We start from the raw sequence: 25955 nt of genomic DNA, 5'->3' as shown, positions 1-25955 counted from the left end.
GGCGAAATCGTGTCGTATCGGGAATGTTCACTGCTGGATTGGCCGGATTTATGCCCCAGTTCGGAGCGTAGGTGCCTGGGCTGGCCTCATCGCGAGCAAGCTCGCTCCGACAGGGATCTTCGGTAGACGCAAAATCTCTGTTCACAACAGAGCCATTGTGGGAGCGAGCCTGCTCGCGAAGGGGCCCGCCCAGCCAACCATCAAGTCGATTTTTACAGATTCTTTATCCCCCACACCCTGCCTCGATCTCGCGCCTTTACACCCTCCCTGCCGACAATCCCCCCACACACGGCATGACGCCGTTCCACGGAGAAATCCCATGAGTGTTCTGGACGGGGTGTCATTGCTGCTGGCAGTGGCGCTGTTCATTTATCTGCTGGTTGCGCTGTTGCGCGCGGATCGGAACTAGGAGCGGTTATGCACGGTTATGACTTCGGGCTGATCCTCGGCTTTTTTGCTCTGGTGCTGATTCCGGCACCGTTTCTGGGACGGTTTTACTACCGGGTGATGGAGGGCCAGCGTACCTGGCTGTCGCCGATTCTTGGGCCGGTGGAGCGCGGTTGCTACAAGGTGGCCGGCATTGATCCGACTGCCGAGCAGAGTTGGCAGAAGTACACCCTGGCCTTGCTCGCATTCAATCTGGCGGGATTTGTGCTGTTGTTTGCGATCCTGTTGTTGCAGGGTCATTTGCCACTTAACCCGGAAAACCTGCCAGGCATGGAATGGACCCAGGCCTTCAATACGGCGGTCAGCTTCGTGACCAACACCAACTGGCAGTCCTACAGCGGGGAGGCGTCCCTCAGCTATTTGAGCCAGATGGTCGGTCTGACGGTGCAGAACTTCGTCAGCGCCGCCACCGGCTTGGCCGTGCTGGTGGCGCTGTGTCGTGGGATCGGGCGCAAGTCCGCGACGACGTTGGGCAATTTCTGGGTCGACATGACCCGTGCCACCCTCTATGGACTGTTGCCGCTGTGCCTGCTGCTGGCGCTGTTTCTGGTGTGGCAGGGCGTGCCGCAAACCTTCGCGCAGTATGTGCACGGGGTGACGATGCAGGGCGTCGACCAGGTGATTCCATTGGGCCCGGCCGCCAGCCAGATTGCAATCAAGCAACTGGGCACCAACGGCGGTGGTTTTTTCGGTGTCAACTCGGCGCACCCGTTCGAGAACCCGACGGCCTGGAGCAATCTGTTTGAAGTCGCGTCGATCATCCTGATCCCGGCGGCGCTGGTGTTCACGTTCGGCCATTACGTCAAGGACCTGCGCCAGAGTCGGGCAATCATCGCCTGCATGCTGGCGCTGTTCCTGATCGGCGGCGCGACGTCGCTGTGGGCGGAATTCCAACCCAACCCGGCCCTTGATAACGCGGCCGTTGAACAGGCCGCGCCGCTGGAAGGCAAGGAGTCACGTTTCGGCACCACGGCCACGGTGCTCTGGTCGGTGACCACCACGGCAGCCTCGAACGGCTCGGTCAACGCGATGCACGACAGCCTCAACCCGCTGAGCGGCATGATCGCGCTGGTGAACATGATGCTGGGCGAAGTAATTTTCGGCGGTGTTGGCGCCGGGCTCTACGGGATGCTGCTCAACGTGTTGATCGCGGTGTTCCTGGCCGGGTTGATGATCGGTCGTACGCCGGAATACCTGGGCAAGAAACTCGGCGCCCGGGAAGTGCAGTTGCTGGTGGTGACGCTGCTGGTGATGCCGGTGAGTGTGCTGGTGCTCGGCGCGATTGCCGCAGGCCTGCCCGGGCCCGCCGCGGCGGTGAGCAATCCTGGCGCTCATGGCTTCAGTCAGTTGCTCTACGCCTACACCTCGGCGGGGGCGAACAACGGTTCTGCGTTTGCCGGTTTCGGCGCGAACACGCCGTTCCATAACCTGATGCTGGGCCTGGGCATGTTGATTGGCCGTTTCGGCTACATCCTGCCGGTGCTGGCGTTGGCCGGCAGCCTGGCCCTGAAGAAAACCGCACCGATCGGCCAGAACAGCTTCCCGACCCACGGCCCGCTGTTCGTGACCCTGCTGACCGTGACCATCCTCCTGGTGGGTGGCCTGACGTTCTTGCCGACCCTGGCCCTGGGGCCGATCGCCGAACACCTGAGCATGGGTTTCTGAGGAATAGATGATGAATATGCCAATGAGCAAAACCGTCGTCGCCAAGGCGCCGGAACAACCGCAAACCCAGCTGTCGGCGCTGTGGCGGCCGGCGCTGGTGCAAGCCTTCGTCAAGCTCGATCCGCGCCAGTTGCACCGCGCCCCGGTAATGCTGGTGGTGGAGCTGACCGCAATCCTCACCACCGTGCTCTGCCTGGTTCCCGACGACGCCGTGCCGACTTTCGTCGCTGCCCAGATCGCCCTGTGGCTGTGGTTCACCGTGTTGTTTGCCAACTTCGCCGAAGCCTTGGCCGAAGGTCGTGGCAAGGCCCGTGCCGACAGTCTCAAGGCTGGCAGCGAAGGCCTGAGTGCTCGCCGCCAGACGGCGGACGGCTTTGAAGTGATTCCCGCCACCCGTTTGCGCAAAGGTGACGTGGTGCGTGTCGCCGCAGGGGAAATGATCCCTGGCGACGGGGAAGTGATCGAGGGCATCGCGGCCGTCAACGAAGCGGCGATCACCGGGGAGTCGGCACCGGTCATTCGCGAATCCGGCGGGGACCGTTCGGCCGTCACCGGCAACACTCGGCTGGTCTCCGACTGGTTGCTGGTACGCATCACCAGCAATCCCGGCGAATCCACCCTGGACCGCATGATTGCCTTGGTCGAAGGCGCCAAGCGCCAGAAAACCCCGAACGAAGTGGCGCTGGACATCCTGCTGATCGGCCTGACGCTGATCTTCCTGCTGGTGGTGGTGACGCTGCAGCCGTTCGCCCATTTCGCCAATGGCAGCCTGCCGCTGGTGTTTCTGGTAGCACTGTTGGTGACCTTGATTCCCACCACCATCGGCGGGCTGCTGTCGGCGATCGGCATCGCCGGGATGGACCGTCTGGTGCGCCTGAACGTCATCGCCAAATCCGGCCGTGCGGTGGAGGCGGCGGGCGATGTCCACGTGCTGATGCTGGACAAGACCGGCACCATCACCTTTGGCAACCGTCGCTGTGCGGCGATCTATGCCGCTCCTGGGGTGAGCGCCAGGGAACTGGCTGAAGGCGCGTTGTTCGCCTCGTTGGCCGATGATACGGCCGAGGGCAAATCCATCGTCGAGTATCTGCGCGGCTTGCATCCCCAACCCGAGCCTGCTTTGGACGCGCTGACGGCGGTGCCATTCAGCGCCGAGACGCGGTTGTCCGGCGTGGATCATCAGGGGCGCGTCTATCGCAAGGGCGCGGTGGATTCCTTGCTGAGTTTCATCGGCCTGCCACGCAACGAGCTGCCGCCGGTACTGGCGCGGGAAATCGACAAGATCGCCCAAAGCGGCGGCACGCCGTTGCTGGTCTGCGTGGACGGCAGATTGCTCGGTGCCATTCACCTCAAGGATGTGGTCAAGCCCGGCATCCGCGAGCGCTTTGCCGAGCTGCGCAAGCTGGGCATCCGCACCGTCATGGTCACCGGTGACAACCCGCTGACCGCTGCCGCGATTGCCGCCGAGGCGGGCGTCGATGATGTGCTGGCGGAGGCCACGCCGGAGAAAAAACTGGCGCGCATCCGTCACGAACAGAACGACGGCCGGCTGGTCGCCATGTGCGGCGACGGCGCCAACGACGCCCCGGCCCTGGCCCAGGCCGATGTCGGCATGGCGATGAACGACGGCACCCAGGCGGCGCGGGAGGCGGCCAACATGGTCGATCTCGACAGCGACCCGACCAAGTTGCTGGACGTGGTCCAGATCGGCAAGGAATTGCTGGTAACCCGCGGGGCCCTGACGACCTTTTCCATCGCCAATGACATCGCCAAGTACTTTGCGATTTTGCCGGCGCTGTTCGCCTCGATTTATCCACAGCTCGGCGTGTTGAACGTCATGCACCTGAACAGCCCACAGAGCGCGATCCTCTCGGCCATCGTCTTCAATGCCCTGATCATCGTCGTGCTGATTCCCTTGGCCTTGCGTGGCGTGCGAGTGCAGGCGGCAAGTGCGGCGGCGTTGCTGCGACGCAATCTGCTGATCTACGGCCTCGGCGGGATCGCGGTGCCGTTCGTGGGGATCAAGGCGATTGATCTGTTGCTGACGGGGTTGGGGTTGGTTTGAGCCTGAAGACATCCATCACAGATGTGTTTTCAACTGAGGATTTGAAATGTTCACCATGATTCGCCCGGCCCTGAGCCTGTTATTGCTGATGACCCTGATCACCGGCGTCGCCTACCCATTGTTCGTCACCGGCGTGGCACAAATCGCTTTTCCGGAGCAGGCCAACGGCAGTCTGATCCACGATGCCGACGGCAAGGTCCGCGGTTCCCGATTGATCGCCCAGGACTTCACCGGCGATGCCTGGTTTCATCCGCGCCCTTCGGCCGGCGCCTTCGCCACGGTCGCCAGCGGCGCGAGCAACTTTTCCCCGAGCAACCCGGCGCTGGCCGCCCGGGTCATCGATGACGCCGGCAAGCTGCAAGTGCCCGGCCAGGGACCGGTGCCCCTGGCGCTGCTGAGCACTTCCGGCAGCGGCCTGGATCCGCACTTGCCTCCGGCCGCGATTGCCTATCAACTGGCGCGTGTCGCCGCGGCGCGCAACTTGCCGGTGTCGACGTTGCAGCAGTTGCTTGACAGCCATATCGAGCGGTCCCTGGTGGGCCCGCCCGTGGTGAATGTGCTGGCGCTGAACCTGGCCCTGGAAAACCTGTAAACCCATGTGGGAGCGAGCCTGCTCGCGAATGCGGTAGCTCAGCCAACACTGTCGTTGACTGACCCACCGCATTCGCGAGCAGGCTCGCTCCCACAGGGTATCTTGATCAAATCTGAAAGAGACATAGCATGAGCGACTCCGGCCGCGCCGATGCACTATTAGCCAACCTGCCACGCAACGACCGTGGCCGCCTCAAGGTTTTCCTCGGCGCCGCCCCAGGCGTGGGCAAGACCTACGCCATGCTGCAAGCGGCCCATACCCGGTTGCGCCAAGGAACAAACGTCATCGCCGCGGTCGTCGAGACCCACGGGCGCGCCGAGACCGAAGCCTTGTTGAATGGCCTGGCGCAACAGCCGATGGTGCGTTCGGAATACCGCGGCGTGATGCTCGAGGAGATGGATCTCGACGGCCTGCTTGCCGCTCGCCCGAGCCTGGCGCTGGTGGACGAGCTGGCCCACAGCAACGCCCCCGGCAGCCGCCATGCCAAGCGCTGGCAAGACATCCAGGAACTGCTCGCCGCCGGTATCGACGTCTTCACCACGGTCAACGTCCAGCATCTGGAAAGCCTCAACGATCAGGTTCGTGGCATCACCGGAGTGCAGGTGCGCGAGACTTTGCCGGACTGGGTCTTGCAGGAAGCCGATGAGCTGCTGCTGATCGACCTGCCACCGCGCGAACTGCTGGAGCGTCTGCGCGACGGCAAGGTCTATGTGCCGGAACAGGCCCGCGCGGCGATCGATGCGTTTTTCACCCAGACCAATCTCACCGCCCTGCGTGAGCTGGCCATGCAGACCGCTGCCGCGCAAGTGGACAACGACCTGGCCCAGGGTTATCGGCAACTGGGCCAGTCGGCTCCAGCGGTCCAGGGCCGGTTGCTGGTGGGCGTGGACGCTGATCACCAGGCCGAACGGCTGGTGCGCCACGCCAGCCGGGTCGCCCAGCGCCGGCATCTGCCCTGGAGCGTGGTGCATGTAGACAACGGCACGGCACGGGACGAGTCCTCGCGCCAGCGTCTGCAGAGCGCCCAGCAACTGGCGGAACGCCTTGGCGGGGAGGTGGTGCTGCTGCGGGCGGGAGAGGTCGCCAGGACGCTCATCCAGCACGCGATGCAACGGCGTGCCACGTTGGTGTTGGTCGGCCAGTCCCGCCGGCGTTTGCGCAGGCGCCTGTTCGGCGGCGGCCTGGCTTCGCGATTGCTGCGCGATGCCCGTGGGCTGGAGATCAACGTGCTGGACGGCGATGAAACACCGCCGCCGCCCCGCCTGCGTCCGGGCACCGTCCAGACCGGGTTCGACTATGCGCTGGCGGTGGTGGCTACGCTGGCCGCCAGTGCCCTGGCCTGGGGGATTTCCGGGTTGCTTGCGTTGCCCAATATCTCCCTGGTATTCCTGATGGCGGTGTTGCTGGTGGCGGTGCGCAGCAGCCTCGGCCCGGCGCTGGCCTGTGCGGCGCTGTCGTTCCTGGCGTACGACTTTCTGTTCATCCCGCCGAATTTCTCCCTGACGATCCAGCGCGAAGAAGACGTACTGACGCTGGTGTTTTTCCTCTTGATGGCCGCCCTGACCGGCAATCTCGCGGCGCGCCAGCGTCGGCAATTGCAGGCGCTGCGCGACACCCAGCAGGAAACCGCTGAGCTGCTGGATCTGTCGCGCAAACTGACGGCCGCGACCGATCGCCAGGCCGTAATCAGCGCCGCCGTGCAACACCTCAACAGCGAGGGCGATCTGCAACTGTGCCTGCTCAAGCGCGACGCACAGCACGGCTGGCACGTCGAGACGGCAGAACCGTTGACCTTCACCGAGGCCGAGCGCGCTGCCGCCGACTGGTCCTGGCAGCACGATCAGCCGGCCGGCGCCGGCACCGCGACGCTGCCGTCCGGGCGCTGGTGGTGGTGGCCCTTGTCGTCCGAGGGTGGCCCGCTGGGCCTGTTGGGAGTCTGCCTGAAGGACGGCAAGCCGTTGAGCGGTCAGCGTCGCCGCTTGCTGGCGGCGCTCAGCCAGCCGCTGGCCCAGGCGCTGGCTCGGGCGCAGCTGGCGCAGGACCTGGAAGCGGCGCGGCTGCACGGCGAAACCGAGCAATTGCGCAGCGCCTTGCTGGCCTCCGTCTCCCATGATTTACGCACACCCTTGACTTCCATGCGCGGCAGCATCGACAGCCTGCTGGCGCTGGGCGAGGCGATCCCGCTGCAGGACCGTCGCGAATTGCTCGAAGGCACCCGCGACGAAGCCGAGCGCCTGGATCGTTATATCCAGAACCTGCTCGACATGACCCGCCTCGGCCACGGTGCGCTGAAGCTGGCGCGCGATTGGGTATCGCCGGCCGACATCGTTGCCAGTGCGTTGAACCGGTTGCGGGCGGTACTGGCGCCACTGGCGGTCAGCATCGAAGTGCCAACCGGCTTGCCGCTGTTGTATGTCCATGCGGCGCTGATCGAACAGGCGCTGGTCAACGTGCTGGAAAACGCCGCGCGGTTTTCGCCGGCCCATGGTCGGTTGCTGTTGAGCGCCGCAGCGACGACCGATGAAATATGCTTCGCCGTGGCCGATGAAGGGCCCGGAATTCCCGAGCCGGAGCGTGAGAAAATCTTCGACATGTTCTACACCGCTGCGCGCGGCGACCGTGGCGGGCAGGGCACCGGGCTGGGGCTGGCGATCTGTCAGGGCATGGTCGGCGCCCATGGCGGGCGGATCAGCGTCGACGAGGGGCTCGATGGGCGCGGCACCTGCATCACCTTGCACCTGCCCTTGCAGGCACAACCGGGCATGGACGATGAAGCCTGACTGGCGCTGCGTTATGCTCTCGCCACTTGATGGAAATGAACGGACCCCATGAGCCAGAACGCGACCCTTTTGGTCATCGATGACGAACCGCAGATCCGCAAGTTCCTGCGGATCAGCCTGACCTCGCAAGGCTACAAGGTGCTCGAAGCCGAGACCGGCGCAGCGGGCCTGGCCCAGGCGGCGTTGAACAAGCCTGATCTTCTGGTGCTCGACCTTGGCCTGCCGGACATGGACGGCCAGCAGGTACTGCGCGAGTTTCGCCAATGGTCTGCCGTGCCGGTGCTGGTCCTGTCAGTACGCGCCAGCGAAGCACAGAAGGTCGAGGCGCTGGACAACGGTGCGAATGACTACGTGACCAAGCCTTTCGGCATCCAGGAGTTCCTCGCCCGGGTGCGCGCGCTCCTGCGCCAGGCGCCAGCGGGCGAGGCACCGTCGGCGGCATTGACGTTCGGCCCGCTGACGGTCGACCTGGCTTACCGCCGGGTCCTGCTGGACGGCGCCGAAGTGGCCCTGACCCGCAAGGAATACGCGGTGCTGGCGCAACTGGCGCGGCATCCAGGGCGGGTCATCACCCAGCAACAATTGCTCAAGGACATCTGGGGCCCGACCCACGTCGAAGACAGCCATTACCTGCGCATCGTCATCGGTCACCTGCGGCAGAAACTCGCCGACGACCCGACTCGGCCGCGGTTCATCGTGACTGAGGCGGGCGTGGGGTATCGGTTGTTGGAGGAGGGTGGGTTTTAGTCTTGTCCTGCCTGGCTGGCCTCTTCGCGAGCAGGCTCGCTCCCACACTTGAGCGCATTTCATTGTGGGAGCGAGCCTGCTCGCGAAGGGGCCGAAACAGTCACTCGAAGCCTTCAGCTCTGCTCGCTCTCATACCGATCCAGCGTATCGCTGGCTATCTCCCGTCCCAGCGCGATCAGCTCCGGTGCCTTGTAGAACTCGAAGAATCGGCACACCCGTTTTGGCACGTTGATCAGCACATCCGGCGGGTAGCCGGCGATCTTGTATTGGGCCAGCGACGTCTGCATCACCTCGAAGCTCTGGTTGATCAGATCGAGCAACGAGGCCGGTCCGACGTTATCGATGATGAAAGATCCGGTGGCGGATTTCGGCGCGCCTTCGATTTCGGGCGCGGCGGCCGGTTGCTGGCCTTCCGGCTCGGCCGAATCGAGCCATGGGTTGATATCGGCCGCCTCGGCCTTCAGCGCTTCCTGTTCCAACAGCAACAGTTGCTCGGCTTGTTTGCGGCGAAACGGCAACCGTGAACCGAGGGAACTGACCAAGGTGTCGAAGCGCCGCCGGAACGCGGCGGGGCGCTGGATCACAGGCAACCGGTATTGTTTCTGGTTGGTGGCGTTGAGGTTGACCGCGATGATCAGGTCGCAATGGCTCGACACCACCGGCACGATCGGCAGCGGATTGAGCAAGCCGCCATCCACCAGCATGCGGTTGCCTTGCATCACCGGGGTGAACAGGCTGGGAATCGCCGCCGAGGCGCGCATCGCCTGGTGCAGGCAACCTTCCTGGAACCAGATTTCCTGCTGGTTGGTCAGGTCGGTGGCTACCGCCGTGTAAGGAATGCGCAGGTCTTCGATATTGAGCTCGCCGACGATCTTGCGGATCTGCCCGAAGACTTTTTCGCCGCGAATGGCCCCGAGGCGAAAGCTGACATCCACCAGCCGGAGCACATCCAGGTAGTCGAGGCTTTCGATCCAGTTGCGGTAGTCTTCGAGTTTGCCCGCCGCGTAGATCCCGCCTACGACCGCCCCCATGGAACAACCGGCGATACAGGCGATGTCATAGCCGCGTCGTTCGATTTCCTCGATCACTCCGATATGGGCATAGCCCCGGGCGCCGCCCGAGCCCAATACCAATGCGACACGTTTTGTCATGAGCAGGCCTCTTGTAGAACAGAGCTCAACAATGCACTCATCGACGGGCCGGCTCAATCGCTGTAGCGCAGGCGTCGTTTTTTGACACGTCGCAGCAGCATTTGCGTATGCTCGTGCCCACTTGAATATAGCGGCCGCGCCGAGGCACTTTTTGCCGGCGAAACCGTCTTACCAGCACGACTGTTGACCTGACTTGAGGTGTTATCGATGAAAGCCCGGATCTGCCTGCCCCTGGTGGCGTCCCTGATGGTTCTGGCCTTGGCCGGTTGTGCCGGCAAGACCGCTTACCGCGACAGTTGCGGCAGCCAGCTCGACAGCGCGTGGCGCGAACTTGACCTGGCCAAGGCCGAAGGCTTCGCTGGCACCGTCAGCTACTCCAAGGCTCTTTCATTGCTGACCGGGGCCAAGACCCAGCAGCAATTCGAAGCTTTCGAGGGCTGCGCCAAGAAAGCCGAGAAGGCGCGTTTCTACATTCGCGAATCCCGCGCGGGGCGATAAACACAGCGGCGAGCTGCAAGCTGTAAGCAGAAGCGAAACTGCTTTTTCTTGCGGCTTGTGGCTCGAAACTCGAAGCTGCGTACGGAGTACGCCCGATGATTGATCGGCTGGTGGCCCGTATTCTGGGCCTGGAAGTCCGCCTGCTGGCCTGTCAGGCCCGCTTGAATGCCCATACCGACAGCGAAGCTTTGCACGACCTGCGGACCACCGTTCGCCGTTTGCGCAGCCTGCTTCGTCCGTTGCGCGGATTGCCCGGCGTCGAGCAGTTGGAAACAGCCGCTTCGGCAGTTGGCAGCCTGACCACACCCTTGCGCGACCGTGAGGTGCTGGCAGCTTATCTTCAGCAGCACGGCAAGACCGAGGCCGCGCAGCGACGCCAGCTGCAAATGGCCGAGGCCTATCCCGCCGTGGCCAGCAGTCCGGAGTTGGCGCATTTGCTGATGATCCTCGATGCGTTCCCACGCTTCATCCGCGCTGCCCAGCGCCAGGGTCTGCTTGCAGGGTTGCGCAAACGTGTCGAAAAGCGCCTCGACAAACAATGGAAAAAGCTCGGCGAGGCCTTGCGCGATCCGGCTCACGACCGCCACCGACTGCGCCTGCTGATCAAGCGCGTGCGTTATGCCATCGAAGCCTATCCCGAACTCGACCGCTTGCCGGAAGCGGCCATGCCCCGACTCAAGGCCGCCCAAGGCGCGTTGGGCGATTGGCATGATTGCTGGCAATGGCTGGCGCGTGCCGAGCAGGAAGCCGACTTGCGGGCCTGCGTACCGGTCTGGCGGATCACCATGGAAAAGGCCGAGGCCAAGTCCGACCGGGTACTCGAAAAGCTAATCGTCAGCTGCTTCGGGAAATCCTGACTTTGCATTTTTTCCTGTGGGAGTGAGCCTGCTCGCGAATAGCGGGGTATCAGTCAACTTGTTCAGGCTGACACACCGCTATTCGCGAGCAGGCTCGCTCCCACAAAGGCTCGCCCTCGCAAGAGGATTGGTAGTGGATTCGAAGCCCACGGCTTTTCTGTCAGCCTCTTTGGCCGGAATGAGCGCTGTACTGCCCGCTCGGGATAGTTAATATCCATCATCGTTTCCCATCTCTTCGAGGTTGCCATGCGCTTTTCCGATTTGATCGATGCCGTGCGTCATCAGCCAGGCGCCGTCATCATTCCACCTGAGTGGGGTCAGGGCCGGGCCAGTTTTGGCGGCCTGGTGGCGGCGCTGCAATACGAGGCGATGCGTGCCCGGGTTCCGGCCGATCGCCCGGTGCGCTCGCTGGCGATCACCTTTGTCGGCCCGGTCGAACCGGATGTCCCGGTCAGTTTCGAGGTTGATATATTGCGTGAGGGCAAGGCTGTCAGCCAGGTGCTGGGGCGCGCTGTGCAGAAAGGCCAGGTGGTGACCGTGGTGCAAGGCAGCTTTGGCGCATCGCGAACCTCGGTGGTGGCGGTACAGGCTGATCCCGCGCCGCCGTTCAAGGACGTCGAGCAATGCCAGGAATTGCCCTACATCAAAGGCGGGACACCGGAATTCATGCGGCACCTGGCGATGCGCTGGAGCGTCGGCGGCCTGCCGTTTTCCGGTAACAAATCCCGAAGCATGGGTGGCTGGGTGCGCTTGCGCGGTGATGTGAAAGAGGAGGCGCTGGACGAAGGCCATATCCTGGCGTTGGTGGACGCCTGGCCGCCGGCGTTGTTGCCTCACCTGACGCAAATGGCACCGGGCAGCACGCTGACCTGGACCATCGAGTTCGTCCAACCATTGCTTGAGCTCACGACATTGGATTGGTGCCAGTACCTGGCCGAGATCGAGCACGCCCAGGATGGGTATGGCCATGTCGCGGCGAAGTTCTGGAGCGCCGATGGCCGCTTGATCGCCATGAGCCGGCAGACGGTGACGATTTTCGGCTGAGGCGTTACGGCGATTCAGTGACGGTGGCGATCCCGCCAGGCCCGCCACCATCCGCCGCTGAGGAAAAAGCGTGGGAAGGTCAGGAACTGTTCCACCAGCAGGCGCGACATGGCGTCCTTGCGATCGCTGAAAGGTTCTGAGGCCTGCGCCTCGAGACCGTGGCCGTGGCGCTGCAATCCGAGTGCGGCGAGTACACCGATCACGCCGATGGCGACATCGCCCAGGCTCAGGCTGAAGACGCCCGATACGATCAACAGAAACGCGACAATGAACAGCGGCACCGCGATCAGATGCAACACCAGGTTGGTCGGGTGGCGGTGATTCTCGGGATAGGCGCGCCATTGCCAGGCCGGAAGGTTGGGGTGACGTTTGCCCATGATGCTTTGTCCTTGAGTCCGTGAAATCCGAATAACCCAAGAATAGGCCGGGCCGGGCAGAGCGGCGAATCACGGTTGGCTATCGTAACGATAGGCGTCATAGGCATATGGCTGTTGGGATGAGGCCAGCCCTGATGATGAAGGCTTCCTTTGTGAGGAGAAGCTATGCAGAAGATCCGGAGTTAAAGCTTCAACTGCCCAATCGCCCTGTTCAACTCACCCGCCAGCGTCGCCAGCTCATCGCTGGTGGTGGCCGAATCCACGGTCTGGCGCACGGTATTTTCGGTCACGTCGCGGATGCTCACTACGGCGCGGTTCATGTCTTCGGCCACCTGGCTTTGCTGTTCGGCGGCGACCGCGATCTGCGTGTTGCTTTCGCGCATCTGCGCCACCGCCTCGGTGATCTGCAGCAACGCGTCGCCGGCCTCGCAAGCCTGTTGCACGCAGTCGTCAGCCTTGTGCGAGCTTTGCTGCATGAACTCCACCGCATCGCGGGTGCCTGCCTGCAAGGCCGACACCATGGCGGTGATCTCGTCGGTCGAGGTCTGGACCCGCTTGGCGAGGTTGCGGACTTCATCGGCCACGACTGCGAAACCCCGGCCCATTTCGCCGGCTCGCGCCGCTTCGATGGCGGCGTTGAGTGCCAGCAGGTTGGTCTGCTCGGCGATGCTGTGGATCACATTGACCACACCGTTGATCTTCTGGCTGTCTTCGGCCAGGCGCTGGATCATCTCGGCGGTCTGCTGCACGCCAGTGGACAGCCCGGTGATCGATTGCTGCACGCGACTGACCACTTGCCGTCCGTTACCCGCCAGGATATCCGTGGTTTTCGACAGGTCGCGGGTGGCGCCGGCGTGCTGGGCGATGTGATAGACCGTGGCGGTCATCTCATTGATGGCCGTGGCGGCCTGATCCGTTTCGCTCTGCTGGCCGAGCATACCCTGGCGCACATCGTTCATGCTCGAAGCCAGGCGCGTCGCACCGCTATCCAGCTGCCGAGCAGTGCTGGCAACGGTGTCCACCACCCGCTGGTAGCCAGCTTGCATGGCGTTGAACGCAGCGGCCATCTGGCCCACTTCGTCCTCGCAGGCCAAAGGCACGCGGGCGGAGAGGTCGCCGCTTTTTTCGACATGCAGCATCACGTCTTTCAACGTGTTGAGCTGACTGAGGAGAAAGCGGATCAATAGCTGCGATGCTCCCAACATCGCCAGCATCAGCACGAATACTGCCACGGCATACTGACTGAAGCGTTCGCCGAACACCTGGCCCAGGCTGACCCCTCGGACCTGCTGTTCAAGGTGCATGGCATAAAGCACCAACAGCAATGTGGTGACAAAGGCGACCGCATTGACCGCCCAGAATTTATACTTCAGCGAGATATTGCTAAGCCAGGCACCCATGGAAGGTCTTCTCTGATAGCGGAAACAGTTTTGGCAAGGTGCCAGTATTCTGCTGCTATGCAGGGGGCGAGGTTTTGATGTGGGTCAATGGATGTCACCAAGCCCTGGTGGGAGCGAGCCTGCTCGCGAAGGCGATCGATCTACTGCAGATAATCTGACTGACAGACCGCTTTCGCGAGCAGGCTCGCTCCCACAGGGGCCCATTCCGGTCAGGAAATCACCGGCAAGCCGAAAAACGCCCGCGCACACGCCGTGCTGTGGGCCGCCAGGTCTTCCTCGCTTTCGCCCCGGTGCAAGGCTACTTCACGCAATACGTCTGTCAGATAGGCCGGCTCATTGCGACCGTTCTTGGGCTTAGGGCGCAGGGTGCGGGGCAGCAGATACGGGGCGTCGCTTTCGAGCATGAGCCGGCCGCGGGGAATTTCCCGCACCAACGGATGCAGATGTGTGCCTCGGCGTTCATCGCAGATCCACCCGGTAATGCCGATGTGCAAGTCCAGGTCCAGGTAACTGAACAGCGCTTTTTTCTCACCGGTAAAACAATGCACCACAGCGGCGGGCAATCGGTCGCGAAAGTCCCGAAGAATCTCCAGCAGTCGCTGGTCGGCGTCGCGCTCATGGAGAAACACCGGCATTTGCAACTCCGCGGCAAGCGCGAGGTGTTCTTCGAGGACTTTTTCCTGCAGCGGGCGAGGAGAAAGATCACGATTGAAATCCAACCCGCATTCACCCACTGCGCGCACACGGTCCTGCTTGAGCAACTCGTGCAAATGCCTGGCGCTGTCAGCTGTCCAGTCGCTGGCGCTGTGGGGGTGGATGCCGGCGGTGGAAAACAGTCGCGTCCCGTCCTCGTCGAGCTGCTGGCATAGTTCGAAGGCCTGTTCGCTGCCCTCGATGCTGGTGCCGGTCAGCACCAACTGGCAGACCCCGGCGGCATAGGCGCGCTCAAGCACCGCCTGGTGTTTTTCGGCGAAACTGGGGTTGGTCAGGTTGACGCCGATATCGATGAGTTGCATGGTGCTACCTCGGCCCAAAGGCCGGAAAGCATACCAGAGCTGTAGATTTATAAAAAAAGCCAAGAACTACAATGAGTTGCGGCTGTCTGTTGAGGCCACGAGACAGGTCGGGGTGGTATCAATGCCATCGCTGTGCCAGTCTTTCGCACTTTTCAGCGCCCCACGGTGCTCTGTTTTGCCGAATCGACCACGGTTTGCCACCGGGTTGGCTCGGCAACATCCTTCCGGAGTGTGGATGGTTCGTCCCCAGGTATTGCTACTGCTGTGTTGCTCGCTGCTGTTGCCAATGGCGGCCGAAGCACGCCTGCCCGGACCGCTGCAAGTGGTAGCGCCGGGCACCGTGCGTGATCTGGCGCAGATCCGTAGCAGCCGGGTACTGAAGGTGTTGGTCAACCAGAGCCGCAACAGCTCCGGTGAAGTCCAGGGCCAGCCCATCGGTGTCGAATACCATCGCTTGCGGGCCTTCGAGCAGTACCTCAATGGTCATGCCCGGGATGGCCAGGAAATCACCCTCAAAATCATTCCCAAGGCCAAGGATCAATTGCTCGGCGCACTGCAGCGCGGGGAAGGGGATCTGGTGGCGCCAGGCGAACTGCTTGAGCCGCAAGCCGGCCATGCGGTGAGCGCCAGTGAGCCGATACGCACGGATGTGCCGTTGCTGCTGGTGGGGATCAAGGGCGAAAAGCGTTATTCGCGCGTGGAGCAATTGTCTGGCAAGACCCTGGCGCTGCCCAACGGCAGTGCGGCGGGGGATGCGGTCAGCCAGATCAACCAGAAGCTGGCGTTGCTCAAGTTGCCGCCGGTGAAAATCGAATGGGTCGATCCCACCCTGGCGGTGGAAGATGTGTTGGAGATGGTCCAGGGCGGGATCTTCCACCTCACCATCGTCGAACAGCCCATCGCCGAACGCTGGGGCAAGATCCTGCCCAAGTTGCGTTTCGACCGCCAGGTGCTCATCGGCGAGCCGAGCGATGAATATTGGTTCGTCCGCCGCGACGCCGCCATGCTGCGGGCGAGCATTGATCGATTCCTCACCACCTATAAAGTCCCCGACAACCAGGACGCTGCATTCCTGCGTATCTACCGACGCTTGTACCAGGTTCACTATCCGCTGGCCCGGGCCAATCGCCAACGCCTGGAAAAACTTCGGCCGGTGCTGCAAAAACATGCCCAGGCCCAGGGCATGGACTGGCTCAACCTGGCGGCCCTGGCGTTCAAGGAGTCAGCCTTGCAACCCAACGCGCGCAGCGGCAGCGGCCCAACCGGCCTGATGCAGATCACGCCGTCCGCGGCCCAGCGGGTCGGGGTCAACAACATCCAGGACCTGGATGCCAATGTGCAGGCCGGCGCCAAATACCTGGCCATGATCCGCCGCAAATTCTTCTCCAGCCCCAAGCTCAACGAGCGCGAACGCATGGCGTTTGTCCTGGCTGCGTACAACATGGGACCGGAGCGCGTCCAAGGCATGCGTGCCGAGGCCCGGCGGCGAGGCTTGAACCCTGACCAGTGGTTTTTCCAGGTCGAGCGAATAGCCATGGAGCAGGTGGGCATGGGCGCCGTCAGCTACGTTAACAGCGTGAACAAGTATTACCTGGCGTTTGATCGAGAGCGTGAATCCCTGGAGCCGCAAGAGCGGAAAGTGGCTTCGACTAAATAATCTAATTTATAGATTGGTTTGGTGGGTTTTTTGCGCTTTTTACTCAAGATTATTTGATTAATATGGCGCCCAACACACACATCTCCCAAGGAATGCACCTCATGAGCACTTTCATCAACAAGGTTCTGTTTTCCCGCGCCGGCTACGGCCTGACTGTCCTGCGCATCGTCGTCGGGGTCATTTTTGCCGCCCATGGCTCGCAGAAACTGTTCGGGCTGTTTGGCGGTTATGGGTTGGCGGGCACGGCGCAATGGATGGACAGCATCGGCCTGACGCCTGGCTACCTGATGGCAACCCTGGCCGGTGGCACCGAGTTTTTCGCCGGGCTGGCCTTGATCATCGGCCTGCTGACGCGCCCGGCGGCTTTGGGTCTGGCCTTCCTGTCACTGGTGGCGATTTTCTCCGTGCACATCGGCAACGGTCTGTTCATGGCCAACAACGGTTATGAGTTTGCCCTGGCCTTGCTGGCCGGCAGTATCGCGGTGTTGATCGAAGGTGCAGGCAAGCTGTCGGCGGATAACGCCATCGCCCGTTGATAACTTGCTCAAGACAACAAGGCCCGTCCAGTACGGGCCTTTTTTGTGCGCGTCGATTCTTGACACTGGCCAGTCAGCTTCTCTAGGATGCCGCTCATGCGCCGATTTAAACAGCTACTTGCGGGGCGCCAGGTGACTCATCCAGTCACCGACAGAAGCCGTGAAACAAGGCTTCGAAATACCGCTAAAGCGCTGGTTCGGTGTTGCCTCTCACCTGCCATGCAGACTTTTGAGGCAGAGACACGACACAATGAACGCACCCAGCCCCCTCGTACGTCTGGCGCCGATCACGGCGAACCTGCTGCAACGCAATCCGAAAATTCTCCTGGGCGGTACCCATCAGCCTACGCTGTTGCGTTATCTCGACGGCTGGCCGCGACGCAGCCATGGCCCCGCGGCCTTCCTGATCCAGTTTGTCGAAGACGGTGAGTCGCTGGCGCGTTTCGCCGATGACAGTTTCGACCTGGCGGTAATCCAGTCACCGACGGCGGCGGACGCTGCCGAAATGATCCGGCACTTGACCCGTGTTGCACGGCAGGGGCTGATCACTCGCCGTTGAGGCGAGTCGGGCTACGGATAGCTGATATCGACGATGTAGACGAGCTTTTCTCCGGTTGGCGCCTGGACCCTGACTTCAGCGTCCAGCGTCTTGCCAATCAGGGCGCGGGCCAGGGGCGAGTCGATACTGATCAGGTTCTGCTTCAGGTCCAGCTCGTCAGGCCCGACGATGCGATAGCGCGATTCCTTGCCGTCCTCATCCTCAACGGTGACCCAGGCGCCGAAATACACCTTGTTCGGGTCACTGGGTTTTTCGCTGACGACCTTGAGTGCTTCGAGGCGTTTGGTGAGGAAACGCACGCGACTGTCGATTTCCCTCAGCATCTTCTTGCCGTAGGTGTATTCGGCATTTTCCGAGCGATCACCCTGGGCCGCCGCTTCGCTGACCGACTGGGTCACCTGGGGGCGGCGGACATGCCACAGTTCATGGAGTTCAGCGCGCATCCGCGCTTCACCCTCGGGGGTGATCAGCGCGGTGCCGGCGGTACGGGGTGGACGATAGCGGCTCATGGCAACTTCTGGTGATGGCGAGGCCCGAAGTCTATCAACCCTCGCGCAACACTGTCAGTGGGCTGGCGTTGAGCGCCCGGCGAGTGCCAAATACGCCCGCCGCACCGATCAGCAACGCGCCCACCAGCGGCAATACCAGCAGCCATGGATGCGGATGCCACGGCAAGTCGAAGGCATAACGGTAGAGCACCAGGCTGACCAGTTCCGAACCCAGCGCCGCGAGCAAACCGCTGACCGCACCCAACAGGCCGAATTCGATGCGCCGGGCCTTGGTCAACAGCAACCGCTCGGCGCCCAGGGCACGCAGCAGCGCGCCTTGGCGGATCCTTTCGTCGAGGGTGGCCTGCAAGCCGGAGAACAGCACCGCCATCCCCGCCGCCAGCACAAACAGCAATACGTATTCCACGGCCAGGGTCACCTGGGCCAGGATGCTGCGCAGTTGTTCGAGCAACGCCTCGACCTGCAGGATCGTCACGGCCGGGAAGGCGCGCGACAGGTCGACGATCTGCTGGTCATGGCCGGGAGCCAGATAAAAGCTGGTGAGGTAGGTTGCCGGCAGGTCCTTCAGCGTACCGGGCTGGAAAATCATGAAGAAGTTCGGCTGGAAATTGTCCCAGTTGATTTCCCGCAGGCTGGTGACCTTGGCTTCCCGGTTGAGGCCGCCGACGTTGAACACCAGGCGGTCGCCCAGTTTGATCTTGAGATTCTCGGCCACCTTGCCTTCCACCGAAACCCCCGGGATATCGTCCGGTGGCTGTTGCGGCCACCAGTTCCCGGCCGTGACGACGTTGCCCGCCGGCAGCTCCGCCGCCCAGGTCAGGCTCAAGTCGCGTTGCAGCGCACGGTCACCGGCCGAGTCCTTGGTGACGAACTCCTTGGCCGGCTCGCCGTTGATGCTGATCAGCCGTCCCGGTACCACGGGGTAGAGCGGGGCCGACTGCGCCGACAACGCCATCAGCTTGTCGGTGAAGGCCTGCTTGTCGTTGGGCAGGATGTTCAAGGCGAAATAGTTCGGGGCGTTTTTTGGCAACTGGTTTTGCCAGGTGTCCAGCAACTCGCCGCGCAGCAGCGCGATCAAGGCCATGGACAACAGGATCAGGCCAAACGCCAGGGCTTGCCCGGCTGCCGCCAAGGGATGGCGCAACAGCTGACCGAGTCCCAACCGCCAGGGCAGCGAGGCCCGGGCCAGCATCCGGCGCAGGCTCTGCAGCACCAGCAACAGCAGTCCGCCGAGCACCAGCGCGGCAATCACCCCACCACCGAGCAGCGCGAAAGTCAGCACCAGGTCCAGGCTCAGGCGCCACATGATCAGCCCGAGCGCACCGAGGGCCGCACCGTAGACCACCCAGCTACTGGAGGGAATCGGCAACATGTCCCGACGCAGCACGCGCAACGGCGGCACCCGGCCCAGTGCGGCGAGCGGCGGCAAGGCAAAACCCGCCAGTGCCACCAGCCCGGTGCCGATCCCGGCGATCGCCGGCAACAGGCCACCCGGGGGGACGGTGGTGGGCAGCAAGTCATGCAGCAAGGCAAACAATCCCAACTGGGCCACCCAGCCCAGCAGCGCACCGCTGATGCTCGCCAACAGGCCCAGCACGGCCAGTTGCAGGCTGAACAGCACCATGGTTTCCCGGCGCGACAGGCCAAGGCAGCGCAGCAATGCACTGGCATCGAAGCGTCGAGTGGCAAAACGGTTGGCGGAGAGGGCCACGGCAACGCCGGACAGCAGCACCGCCACCAGGCTGGCCATGTTCAGGTAGCGCTCGGCCTTGCCCAAGGCGCCGCCGATCTGGCGATTGCCGTCGCGAGCGTCCTGCAGGCGCTGGTTCGGCTCAAGACCTGGCTTGACCAGGTCGCGATAGGTTTGCAGCGCCGACGCCGGGCCGCGCCACAGGTCGCGATAGCTGACGCGGCTGCCGGGTTGCACCACGCCCGTGGCGTCCAGGTCCTTGAGGTTGATCATGACGCGCGGGGTCAGGCTGTAGAAATTACCGGCGCGGTCCGGCTCATAAGTCAGCACGCGGCTGAGGCGAACGGTCTTGTTGCCGACATCGATGCTGTCACCGATCTTCAGGTCCAGCGCCGTCAGCAGCCGTGCTTCGACCCAGGCCTCCCCGGGGGCTGGTCGTCCACCGGTCTCTTCCGGAGCGAAGGGCGCCGGGGCGCTTTTCAGTTCCCCGCGCAAGGGATAGATGTCATCGGCTGCCTTGACGCTGGACAGCTGGATACCGTTGTCGGTGGCGACAACGCTGGAGAACTCCACCACTCGGGCATGTTCCAGGCCCAGTTCGGTGCCGCTGCGGATCTGCTCCGGGCGGGCAGGGGAGCTGCCCTCGAGCAGCAGGTCGGCGCCGAGAAATTCGGTCGCGCGCATCATCATCGCGCCATTCAGGCGGGCGCCGAAGTAACCGATGGCGGTGCTCGCCGCCACGGCCACCAGCAGGGCGAAGAACAGCACGCGCAACTCGCCGGCGCGGGCATCGCGCAGCAACTGGCGCAGGGCAAGGCTGAACAGGCGCAACAAGGGCAAGCGTGCCATCAAGGCTCCAGGGGCGCGACCATCAGGCCGGCTTCAAGTCGGATCAGGCGCCGGCAGCGATGGGCCAGGCGTTCGTCGTGGGTCACCAGCACCAGGGTGGTGCCGCGTTCCTTGTTCAGCTCGAACAGCAGATCGCTGATGCGTTCGCCGGTGTGGCTGTCGAGGTTGCCGGTCGGCTCGTCGGCGAACAGCACGTCGGGCTCGGCGGCAAAGGCGCGGGCAATCGCGACGCGTTGTTGTTCGCCGCCCGAGAGCTGGCGTGGCGAATGCGTCAGCCGTTGGCCGAGGCCGACCCGTTGCAGCAGTTGTGTAGCGCGTTCCCGGGCATCCTTGCGGCCGTCCAGTTCCAGCGGCAGCATGACGTTCTCCAGCGCGTTGAGGCTGTCGAGCAGTTGGAACGACTGGAAAACGAAACCGACGTGTTCGGCGCGAACCCGGGCGCGCTGGTCTTCGTCCAGTGCGCTGAGGGCTTGGCCTGCGAGGGTCACTTCACCGCTGCTGGGCAAGTCGAGGCCGGCCAGCAGCCCAAGGAGCGTGGATTTGCCGGAACCGGACGCGCCGACGATGGCCAGGCTGTCGCCCTTGTTCAGTTCCAGGCTGAGTTCGTGCAGGATGGTCAGTTCACCTTCCGCGCTGGGAACCACTTTGCTAAGGTCCTTCGCGGTGAGAATGCTTGAGCCCATGGAGAATCCGATGCGAGTGTGGTTTTTGAGTGCCGGCCTGGCCTTGATGTGCATGGTCCAGAACGCAGCGGCGGGTACAGTCCTGATCGTTGGCGATAGTATCAGCGCGGCTTTCGGCCTGGATACCCGCCAAGGCTGGGTGTCGTTGCTGGAACAACGGCTCAAGGCCGAGGGTTTCGACGATAAAGTGGTCAATGCATCGATCAGTGGCGACACCAGCGCAGGCGGCCTGGCGCGCCTGCCGACGCTGCTTGCAGCCCATAAGCCGGAGCTGGTGGTCCTGGAGTTGGGAGGCAACGATGGCCTGCGTGGACAGCCGCCAACACAATTGCAACAAAACCTTGCAGCGATGATCGACAGCTCCCGCGCCAGCGGTGCCAAGGTGCTTTTGCTGGGCATGCAGTTGCCGCCGAACTATGGGCGACGCTACACCGAGGCTTTCTCGAAGGTCTACAGCACCTTGGCCGAGGAGAAAAACGTCCCGCTGGTGCCGTTTTTCCTCAAGGATGTCGGCGGCGTTCAGGGAATGATGCAGGGCGACGGATTGCACCCGTCCGTCGCGGCCCAGGGCAAGTTGCTGGAAAATGTCTGGCCGACGCTGAAACCGCTGCTTTGACGCTTTTCTACAGGCGGTCTTTCGGCTAATGTGGCGCCCCCGATTTGGAGCCCCCGATGCCGCGTCCCGCCTGGTCCCTGTTTGCCTACCAACTGATCGAGCCTGACGAACAGCTGGATCTGTTCGCCTGCCAGGAAGTGCGGGTGCATCTGGTGACCCGGCAGCTGGAGCTCGGCGGCTCGGCCGACCGGACCCTTTGTGGCAGTCTTTTGCCGGCGCAGCCACGCTGGTCGGCCGTCGACCGCAGGATTTTCCAGGACCATCGCCTCTGTTCCTTGTGCCGGGCAATCCTGGAATCGCAGAAGCGCGGTACCTCGCCGATCTGGCCGGAGCTGCGGTTCGAGTTGTGATCCCCTGATCCGACGCCCTTGTGGGAGCGAGCCTGCTCGCGAAGACGGCCGCACGTCGGGCATCCATGCAAGCTGATCTGCCGCATTCGCGAGCAGGCTCGCTCCCACGGGATTGCGCTCCCGTCCAGAATGCTACACATCGGACGCTTCGGCGCCGCTCTCCCCGAAATAACGGGACGCAGTGTACAATCGCGTTTTCATACCCTCTGTTCGATCTGCGAAGGATTTCCCGGATGTTGCCGCGCTTGCCTGCCGTCGCCCGCTGCCTGTCTCTTGCCGCCCTGTGTATGGCGGGTCCCGTTGCTGCATTGGAGCTGCCTCTGCCGCCACCGGGTGAAGACATCATCGGCCAGGTGCAGGTCATCAAGGCCAAATACGAAGACACCTTCGCTGACCTGGGCACCACCTATGACCTGGGTTACACCGAGATGGTCGCCGCCAACCCGGGCGTTGATCCGTGGTTGCCGGGTGCTGGCACTGAAATCGTCTTGCCGACCCGTTTTATCCTGCCACCGGGCCCGCGCGAAGGCATCGTGATCAACCTCGCGGAATACCGTCTCTATTATTTCCCCAAGGGGCGGAACGTGGTTTACACCTTCCCGCTGGGAATCGGTCGCGAAGGTTGGGGCTCGCCCATCGCCCACACCAGCATCATCGCCAAGACGCCAAACCCGACGTGGACCCCGCCGGCCTCGATCAAGGCTGAACATGCCGCCGACGGCGATCCCTTGCCGAATGTGGTTCCGGCCGGCCCCGATAACCCGCTGGGCCCGTTCAAGTTCACGCTGGGAACGCCGGGTTACCTGATCCATGGCTCGAACAAGAAATTCGGCATCGGCATGCGTACCAGCCACGGCTGCTTCCGGATGTTCAACAACAACGTGCTGGAGATGGCCGGCATGGTGCCGGTGGGGACTTCGGTCCGGATCATCAACGACCCGTACAAACTGGGCCTGAGTGGCGGCAAGGTTTACCTGGAAGCCCACACTCCGCTGGACGACAAGGGCAACCCGTCGGTGGTGGACAAACACACCGCGGTCATCAACGCGATGCTCAAGCGTGAGGACATCACCAGCAACTTGCGCATGAACTGGGATGTGGTGCGTGACGTGGTGGCCGCTGAAGACGGCCTGCCGATAGAGATCGCTGTTCCGAGTGCCTCGGCACCGATGGTATCGAGCGCGCCGATCGACCTGACGCAATAGGGCGACGCGCCAACCTGACCCGCCCACATCCAAGGATGTCGGCGGGTTTTTTATCGCCGGGGAAAACGCCGGGCAATAAAAAAGCCGACCCAGTAATGGGTCGGCTCGATAACAATCCCGAAGGACTATTACTTGCGGCTAGCTTTTTCCAGCATGCGCAGAGCACGCTCGTTAGCTTCGTCAGCAGTCTGTTGTGCTTTTTGAGCAGCAGCCAGAGCTTCATCAGCTTTGCGGTAGGCTTCGTCTGCACGAGCTTGGGCGCGAGCTGCTGCGTCTTCGGTGGCAGTCAGACGTGCTTCGGTTTCTTTCGATGCGCTGCTGCAACCGGTAGCCAGAACTGCGGCCAGGGCCAGAGCAGAGAATTTCAGAACGTTGTTCATCGTGTTCCCCTTCAAAGGACTTTCTATTTAGTGACTGTCTCCCCAGAGTGAGGAGTTAGCCGGCGTACATACTACTCATTACTTGTAGTAAGTAAACTGACGTAGCGCAAGAAGCAAAAAAATTGTAGGCGGTGATTCTTTTTCAAGCAACTTTTCCGAGCGGTGTTTGAAAAATATCCAGCGCCAAGCCCCGGAATGGAGCACGGCGATGAAGAAAAGTTCCGTTGACGCGACAACTCACAGGCCTGCGCTAAAGTCGCTGTTTATTGATTCCCTTAGAGTTTTGTTCATTTTTTGTGCAATCGTCCCGGCATCTTTTTATTGCCGGTGACGGTGACTTTAACAATCGGCGCTCGTCCAAGACTCAACAACTGGCGATGTTCACCTATTGCGCCTTGGGCGACTACCGCGCGACCGTGTCGCTCAATCGATAAACCCGTCGAGGTTTAACACCTCGGTGACAGGCGTGCCTTGAGCATTTGCGTCATTGGTGCCTACTATTCACGACGTGCTCGGGTTTGAGCGATTGGTTTTTTGCGCTCGGTGACCAGGCAGGCACGGGGTGGCGTAGATGTTCCTTCGCCGGAAAAACATCGTAAGGTAGGGGTCGGCATTCAGACCCGCGAGGAGTAGTGATGAGCGAGGCGGTTTCCATCCACCATGACCAGGCTGGTCATCAGTTCGAGACCATTGTGGACGGTCATCGTGCCTATCTGACCTACATGGACCTGGGCAAACAGACCCTGGACATCTATCGCACCTTCGTGCCTAACGCGCTGCGTGGCAGGGGGATTGCTGCGAAGTTGACCGAAGAGGCGTTGAAGTACGCTGAAGAAATGGGCTACACGGTGATCCCGTCCTGCTCCTATGTGGAGCGCTACATGGAGCGGCACCAGCGGCACGCGGCGAAGCTCTGACGCAATGATTCCCGATAAAAAAACGCCGGACTGAGAAGCCCGGCGTTTTTTTATGTGTTGATGTTTGGTGGATAAAGCCCGATCAGCTGCGCTGACGCTTTGGCAGCACGTCCTTGAGTTTGGCGTGCATGCCGCGCAGGGTCTTCTCGGTGGCGCTCCAGTCGATGCAGGCATCGGTGATGGAGACGCCGTACTGCAAATCGGCAAGGTCCTTCGGAATCGCCTGGCAGCCCCAGTTCAAGTGGCTTTCGACCATCAGGCCGATGATCGACTGGTTGCCCTCGAGGATCTGGTTGGCGACGTTTTCCATCACCAGCGGCTGCAATGCCGGATCCTTGTTGGAGTTGGCGTGGCTGCAATCAACCATGATGTTCGGCTTGATGTTCGCCTTGTTCAGCGCCTGCTCGCACAGCGCGACGCTGACCGAGTCATAGTTCGGCTTGCCGTTGCCGCCACGCAGCACGACGTGGCCGTAGGCGTTGCCCTTGGTGGTGACGATCGAAACGCCGCCTTCCTGGTTGATGCCCAGGAAACGGTGAGGACTGGACACCGATTGCAAGGCGTTGATCGCCACGGTGAGGCCGCCGTCGGTGCCGTTCTTGAAGCCCACTGCCGATGACAGGCCGGAAGCCATTTCGCGGTGGGTCTGGGATTCGGTGGTGCGCGCGCCGATGGCCGACCAGCTGATCAGGTCCTGCAGGTATTGCGGGGAGATCGGGTCGAGGGCTTCGGTGGCGGTGGGCAAGCCCATTTCGGCCAGGTCCAGGAGCAACTGGCGACCGATGTGCAGGCCATCCTGGATCTTGAAGGAGTCGTCCAGGTAAGGGTCGTTGATCAGGCCTTTCCAGCCGACGGTGGTCCGGGGCTTTTCGAAATACACCCGCATCACCAGGTACAAGGTGTCGGAGACTTCCGCCGCGAGCACTTTCAGGCGCTCGGCATATTCATGGGCGGCCTTGATGTCATGGATCGAGCAGGGCCCGATGACCACGAACAGGCGATGGTCGGTGCCGTCGAGAATGTTGCGGATGACTTCCCGGCCCTTGGTCACGGTGCGCAGTGCAGCATCGCTCAGGGGGATATCGCGCTTGAGCTGGTCAGGCGTGATGAGGGTCTCGTTGGAGGCGACGTTAAGGTCATTGATCGGTAAATCAGCCATCGTGTTACTCGTCAGGTCACGGGTGCCGGCCGCCAGCGATCCCCGCGCGGCGGTGCACAGCGGATTTAAGCGCGGCGGGGAGCCGAACCTTAGCGCGTTAGGAGGTGGCTCGACAATGGGCAGGGGCGGGTTTACTCCCTATTTTCCGGGTAACCGTGATCGGGTCGGCCCGCGAAGGAATAGGCAACCGGGTGTAAGGACGTTTG

25 protein-coding genes are annotated in these 25955 nt (G+C 62.5%); 16 read left to right on the top strand and 9 right to left on the bottom strand.

Features of this window, described 5'->3' with window-relative positions; translation table 11 throughout:
* The first annotated feature begins 319 nt into the window (after positions 1 to 319).
* The 6 genes from kdpF to J3P86_RS18220 all read left to right on the top strand — a co-directional run bounded on the left by kdpF (position 320) and on the right by J3P86_RS18220 (position 8296).
* Positions 320 to 409 (top strand): K(+)-transporting ATPase subunit F, encoded by a 90-nt coding sequence (kdpF, locus tag J3P86_RS18245; RefSeq protein WP_003218754.1) that lies wholly within the window; start codon positions 320 to 322, stop codon positions 407 to 409.
* An 8-nt stretch (positions 410 to 417) separates the two neighbouring features.
* Entirely contained in the window at positions 418 to 2112 is a 1695-nt protein-coding gene (gene kdpA / locus J3P86_RS18240; protein WP_434698581.1) for a potassium-transporting ATPase subunit KdpA, read from the top strand.
* Positions 2113 to 2122: 10 nt separating this feature from the next.
* Positions 2123 to 4177 carry a potassium-transporting ATPase subunit KdpB gene (gene kdpB, locus J3P86_RS18235; RefSeq protein WP_434698579.1) on the top strand — a complete coding sequence of 685 codons (2055 nt, stop codon included), beginning with the start codon at positions 2123 to 2125 and terminating at the stop codon, positions 4175 to 4177.
* A gap of 46 nt (positions 4178 to 4223) precedes the next feature.
* Entirely contained in the window at positions 4224 to 4769 is a 546-nt protein-coding gene (gene kdpC, locus J3P86_RS18230) for a potassium-transporting ATPase subunit KdpC (RefSeq protein ID WP_434656550.1), read from the top strand.
* A gap of 128 nt (positions 4770 to 4897) precedes the next feature.
* Positions 4898 to 7549: a DUF4118 domain-containing protein gene (locus J3P86_RS18225; protein ID WP_434697220.1), complete on the top strand. Its 2652-nt coding sequence runs from the start codon at positions 4898 to 4900 to the stop codon at positions 7547 to 7549.
* Between the two features lie 48 nt (positions 7550 to 7597).
* On the top strand, positions 7598 to 8296 hold the full coding sequence (locus J3P86_RS18220; protein WP_434629402.1) for a response regulator: 699 nt from the start codon (positions 7598 to 7600) through the stop codon (positions 8294 to 8296).
* 113 nt (positions 8297 to 8409) lie between these two features.
* Here the strand turns inward: J3P86_RS18220 and J3P86_RS18215 are convergent, their stop codons facing one another.
* The gene (locus J3P86_RS18215) at positions 8410 to 9447 is read right to left on the bottom strand and encodes a patatin-like phospholipase family protein (protein WP_305499728.1); all 1038 of its coding nucleotides are present in this window, start codon (positions 9445 to 9447) and stop codon (positions 8410 to 8412) included.
* A gap of 207 nt (positions 9448 to 9654) precedes the next feature.
* Here J3P86_RS18215 and J3P86_RS18210 point away from each other — a divergent pair, with 207 nt between their 5' ends.
* From J3P86_RS18210 to J3P86_RS18200, 3 genes are all read left to right on the top strand, one after another.
* Complete coding sequence (locus J3P86_RS18210; RefSeq protein ID WP_014337256.1) at positions 9655 to 9945, top strand: hypothetical protein; 291 nt, start codon at positions 9655 to 9657, stop codon at positions 9943 to 9945.
* 95 nt (positions 9946 to 10040) lie between these two features.
* Positions 10041 to 10802 (top strand): CHAD domain-containing protein, encoded by a 762-nt coding sequence (locus J3P86_RS18205; RefSeq protein ID WP_434697222.1) that lies wholly within the window; start codon positions 10041 to 10043, stop codon positions 10800 to 10802.
* A gap of 246 nt (positions 10803 to 11048) precedes the next feature.
* A complete protein-coding gene (locus tag J3P86_RS18200; RefSeq protein ID WP_434698578.1) occupies positions 11049 to 11846 on the top strand; it encodes an acyl-CoA thioesterase in 798 nt (265 codons plus the stop codon).
* A gap of 14 nt (positions 11847 to 11860) precedes the next feature.
* Here the strand turns inward: J3P86_RS18200 and J3P86_RS18195 are convergent, their stop codons facing one another.
* The 3 genes from J3P86_RS18195 to J3P86_RS18185 all read right to left on the bottom strand — a co-directional run bounded on the left by J3P86_RS18195 (position 11861) and on the right by J3P86_RS18185 (position 14639).
* The gene (locus J3P86_RS18195) at positions 11861 to 12223 is read right to left on the bottom strand and encodes an Mpo1-like protein (protein WP_305499732.1); all 363 of its coding nucleotides are present in this window, start codon (positions 12221 to 12223) and stop codon (positions 11861 to 11863) included.
* A 182-nt stretch (positions 12224 to 12405) separates the two neighbouring features.
* Complete coding sequence (locus J3P86_RS18190) at positions 12406 to 13623, bottom strand: methyl-accepting chemotaxis protein (RefSeq protein WP_434698577.1); 1218 nt, start codon at positions 13621 to 13623, stop codon at positions 12406 to 12408.
* Positions 13624 to 13832: 209 nt separating this feature from the next.
* A complete protein-coding gene (locus J3P86_RS18185) occupies positions 13833 to 14639 on the bottom strand; it encodes a TatD family hydrolase (RefSeq protein ID WP_434698576.1) in 807 nt (268 codons plus the stop codon).
* Between the two features lie 235 nt (positions 14640 to 14874).
* On the opposite strand from J3P86_RS18185, the gene J3P86_RS18180 reads away from it, so the two are divergent.
* The 3 genes from J3P86_RS18180 (at position 14875) to J3P86_RS18170 (ending at position 17391) form a co-directional block, all read left to right on the top strand.
* Positions 14875 to 16296, top strand: a complete 1422-nt coding sequence (locus tag J3P86_RS18180; protein ID WP_434601407.1) for a transglycosylase SLT domain-containing protein — start codon at positions 14875 to 14877, stop codon at positions 16294 to 16296.
* A 101-nt stretch (positions 16297 to 16397) separates the two neighbouring features.
* Positions 16398 to 16832, top strand: a complete 435-nt coding sequence (locus J3P86_RS18175; protein ID WP_434629421.1) for a DoxX family protein — start codon at positions 16398 to 16400, stop codon at positions 16830 to 16832.
* A gap of 250 nt (positions 16833 to 17082) precedes the next feature.
* Positions 17083 to 17391, top strand: a complete 309-nt coding sequence (locus J3P86_RS18170) for a class I SAM-dependent methyltransferase (protein ID WP_434629424.1) — start codon at positions 17083 to 17085, stop codon at positions 17389 to 17391.
* Between the two features lie 11 nt (positions 17392 to 17402).
* Here J3P86_RS18170 and greB read toward each other — a convergent pair whose 3' ends face one another.
* The 3 genes from greB to J3P86_RS18155 are packed head-to-tail and all read right to left on the bottom strand — an operon-like array spanning position 17403 to position 21122.
* The gene (gene greB / locus J3P86_RS18165) at positions 17403 to 17900 is read right to left on the bottom strand and encodes a transcription elongation factor GreB (RefSeq protein ID WP_434572793.1); all 498 of its coding nucleotides are present in this window, start codon (positions 17898 to 17900) and stop codon (positions 17403 to 17405) included.
* A gap of 34 nt (positions 17901 to 17934) precedes the next feature.
* Positions 17935 to 20439: an ABC transporter permease gene (locus tag J3P86_RS18160; RefSeq protein WP_434698575.1), complete on the bottom strand. Its 2505-nt coding sequence runs from the start codon at positions 20437 to 20439 to the stop codon at positions 17935 to 17937.
* Positions 20439 to 21122: an ABC transporter ATP-binding protein gene (locus J3P86_RS18155; protein WP_305499741.1), complete on the bottom strand. Its 684-nt coding sequence runs from the start codon at positions 21120 to 21122 to the stop codon at positions 20439 to 20441. The genes J3P86_RS18160 and J3P86_RS18155 overlap by 1 nt, the downstream gene beginning before the upstream one ends.
* Before the next feature lie 10 nt (positions 21123 to 21132).
* Here J3P86_RS18155 and J3P86_RS18150 point away from each other — a divergent pair, with 10 nt between their 5' ends.
* The 3 genes from J3P86_RS18150 to J3P86_RS18140 all read left to right on the top strand — a co-directional run bounded on the left by J3P86_RS18150 (position 21133) and on the right by J3P86_RS18140 (position 23293).
* Complete coding sequence (locus J3P86_RS18150) at positions 21133 to 21738, top strand: arylesterase (RefSeq protein ID WP_434629432.1); 606 nt, start codon at positions 21133 to 21135, stop codon at positions 21736 to 21738.
* Positions 21739 to 21794: 56 nt separating this feature from the next.
* Complete coding sequence (locus J3P86_RS18145) at positions 21795 to 22088, top strand: hypothetical protein (RefSeq protein WP_024776677.1); 294 nt, start codon at positions 21795 to 21797, stop codon at positions 22086 to 22088.
* Positions 22089 to 22321: 233 nt separating this feature from the next.
* Entirely contained in the window at positions 22322 to 23293 is a 972-nt protein-coding gene (locus tag J3P86_RS18140; protein ID WP_305499745.1) for a L,D-transpeptidase family protein, read from the top strand.
* A gap of 128 nt (positions 23294 to 23421) precedes the next feature.
* On the opposite strand, the gene oprI is transcribed toward J3P86_RS18140, so the two are convergent.
* Positions 23422 to 23673, bottom strand: a complete 252-nt coding sequence (oprI, locus tag J3P86_RS18135) for an outer membrane lipoprotei OprI (protein WP_011335311.1) — start codon at positions 23671 to 23673, stop codon at positions 23422 to 23424.
* Between the two features lie 635 nt (positions 23674 to 24308).
* Between oprI and J3P86_RS18130 the strand changes: the two genes are divergently transcribed.
* Positions 24309 to 24590 (top strand): GNAT family N-acetyltransferase, encoded by a 282-nt coding sequence (locus tag J3P86_RS18130; RefSeq protein ID WP_186610534.1) that lies wholly within the window; start codon positions 24309 to 24311, stop codon positions 24588 to 24590.
* Between the two features lie 82 nt (positions 24591 to 24672).
* Here J3P86_RS18130 and J3P86_RS18125 read toward each other — a convergent pair whose 3' ends face one another.
* Positions 24673 to 25749: a 3-deoxy-7-phosphoheptulonate synthase gene (locus J3P86_RS18125; protein WP_305499748.1), complete on the bottom strand. Its 1077-nt coding sequence runs from the start codon at positions 25747 to 25749 to the stop codon at positions 24673 to 24675.
* Positions 25750 to 25955 lie beyond the last annotated feature (206 nt).

Origin of the sequence: Pseudomonas sp. D1-1 (genome assembly GCF_051132225.1) — a bacterium.
In the GTDB taxonomy this organism is placed as follows: domain Bacteria; phylum Pseudomonadota; class Gammaproteobacteria; order Pseudomonadales; family Pseudomonadaceae; genus Aquipseudomonas.
Note: the sequence above shows the minus strand (reverse complement) of the source record. Positions and strands in the feature narration are given on the sequence as shown.

Excerpts from the sequence above, each read along its gene's own strand:
- kdpF (WP_003218754.1), top strand. The coding sequence starts at position 320 with ATGAGTGTTCTGGACGGGGTGTCATTGCTGCTGGCAGTGGCGCTGTTC.
- kdpA (WP_434698581.1), top strand. The coding sequence starts at position 418 with ATGCACGGTTATGACTTCGGGCTGATCCTCGGCTTTTTTGCTCTGGTG.
- kdpB (WP_434698579.1), top strand. The coding sequence starts at position 2,123 with ATGAATATGCCAATGAGCAAAACCGTCGTCGCCAAGGCGCCGGAACAA.
- kdpC (WP_434656550.1), top strand. The coding sequence starts at position 4,224 with ATGTTCACCATGATTCGCCCGGCCCTGAGCCTGTTATTGCTGATGACC.
- J3P86_RS18225 (WP_434697220.1), top strand. The coding sequence starts at position 4,898 with ATGAGCGACTCCGGCCGCGCCGATGCACTATTAGCCAACCTGCCACGC.
- J3P86_RS18220 (WP_434629402.1), top strand. The coding sequence starts at position 7,598 with ATGAGCCAGAACGCGACCCTTTTGGTCATCGATGACGAACCGCAGATC.
- J3P86_RS18215 (WP_305499728.1), bottom strand. The coding sequence starts at position 9,447 with ATGACAAAACGTGTCGCATTGGTATTGGGCTCGGGCGGCGCCCGGGGC.
- J3P86_RS18210 (WP_014337256.1), top strand. The coding sequence starts at position 9,655 with ATGAAAGCCCGGATCTGCCTGCCCCTGGTGGCGTCCCTGATGGTTCTG.
- J3P86_RS18205 (WP_434697222.1), top strand. The coding sequence starts at position 10,041 with ATGATTGATCGGCTGGTGGCCCGTATTCTGGGCCTGGAAGTCCGCCTG.
- J3P86_RS18200 (WP_434698578.1), top strand. The coding sequence starts at position 11,049 with ATGCGCTTTTCCGATTTGATCGATGCCGTGCGTCATCAGCCAGGCGCC.
- J3P86_RS18195 (WP_305499732.1), bottom strand. The coding sequence starts at position 12,223 with ATGGGCAAACGTCACCCCAACCTTCCGGCCTGGCAATGGCGCGCCTAT.
- J3P86_RS18190 (WP_434698577.1), bottom strand. The coding sequence starts at position 13,623 with ATGGGTGCCTGGCTTAGCAATATCTCGCTGAAGTATAAATTCTGGGCG.
- J3P86_RS18185 (WP_434698576.1), bottom strand. The coding sequence starts at position 14,639 with ATGCAACTCATCGATATCGGCGTCAACCTGACCAACCCCAGTTTCGCC.
- J3P86_RS18180 (WP_434601407.1), top strand. The coding sequence starts at position 14,875 with ATGGTTCGTCCCCAGGTATTGCTACTGCTGTGTTGCTCGCTGCTGTTG.
- J3P86_RS18175 (WP_434629421.1), top strand. The coding sequence starts at position 16,398 with ATGAGCACTTTCATCAACAAGGTTCTGTTTTCCCGCGCCGGCTACGGC.
- J3P86_RS18170 (WP_434629424.1), top strand. The coding sequence starts at position 17,083 with ATGAACGCACCCAGCCCCCTCGTACGTCTGGCGCCGATCACGGCGAAC.
- greB (WP_434572793.1), bottom strand. The coding sequence starts at position 17,900 with ATGAGCCGCTATCGTCCACCCCGTACCGCCGGCACCGCGCTGATCACC.
- J3P86_RS18160 (WP_434698575.1), bottom strand. The coding sequence starts at position 20,439 with ATGGCACGCTTGCCCTTGTTGCGCCTGTTCAGCCTTGCCCTGCGCCAG.
- J3P86_RS18155 (WP_305499741.1), bottom strand. The coding sequence starts at position 21,122 with ATGGGCTCAAGCATTCTCACCGCGAAGGACCTTAGCAAAGTGGTTCCC.
- J3P86_RS18150 (WP_434629432.1), top strand. The coding sequence starts at position 21,133 with ATGCGAGTGTGGTTTTTGAGTGCCGGCCTGGCCTTGATGTGCATGGTC.
- J3P86_RS18145 (WP_024776677.1), top strand. The coding sequence starts at position 21,795 with ATGCCGCGTCCCGCCTGGTCCCTGTTTGCCTACCAACTGATCGAGCCT.
- J3P86_RS18140 (WP_305499745.1), top strand. The coding sequence starts at position 22,322 with ATGTTGCCGCGCTTGCCTGCCGTCGCCCGCTGCCTGTCTCTTGCCGCC.
- oprI (WP_011335311.1), bottom strand. The coding sequence starts at position 23,673 with ATGAACAACGTTCTGAAATTCTCTGCTCTGGCCCTGGCCGCAGTTCTG.
- J3P86_RS18130 (WP_186610534.1), top strand. The coding sequence starts at position 24,309 with ATGAGCGAGGCGGTTTCCATCCACCATGACCAGGCTGGTCATCAGTTC.
- J3P86_RS18125 (WP_305499748.1), bottom strand. The coding sequence starts at position 25,749 with ATGGCTGATTTACCGATCAATGACCTTAACGTCGCCTCCAACGAGACC.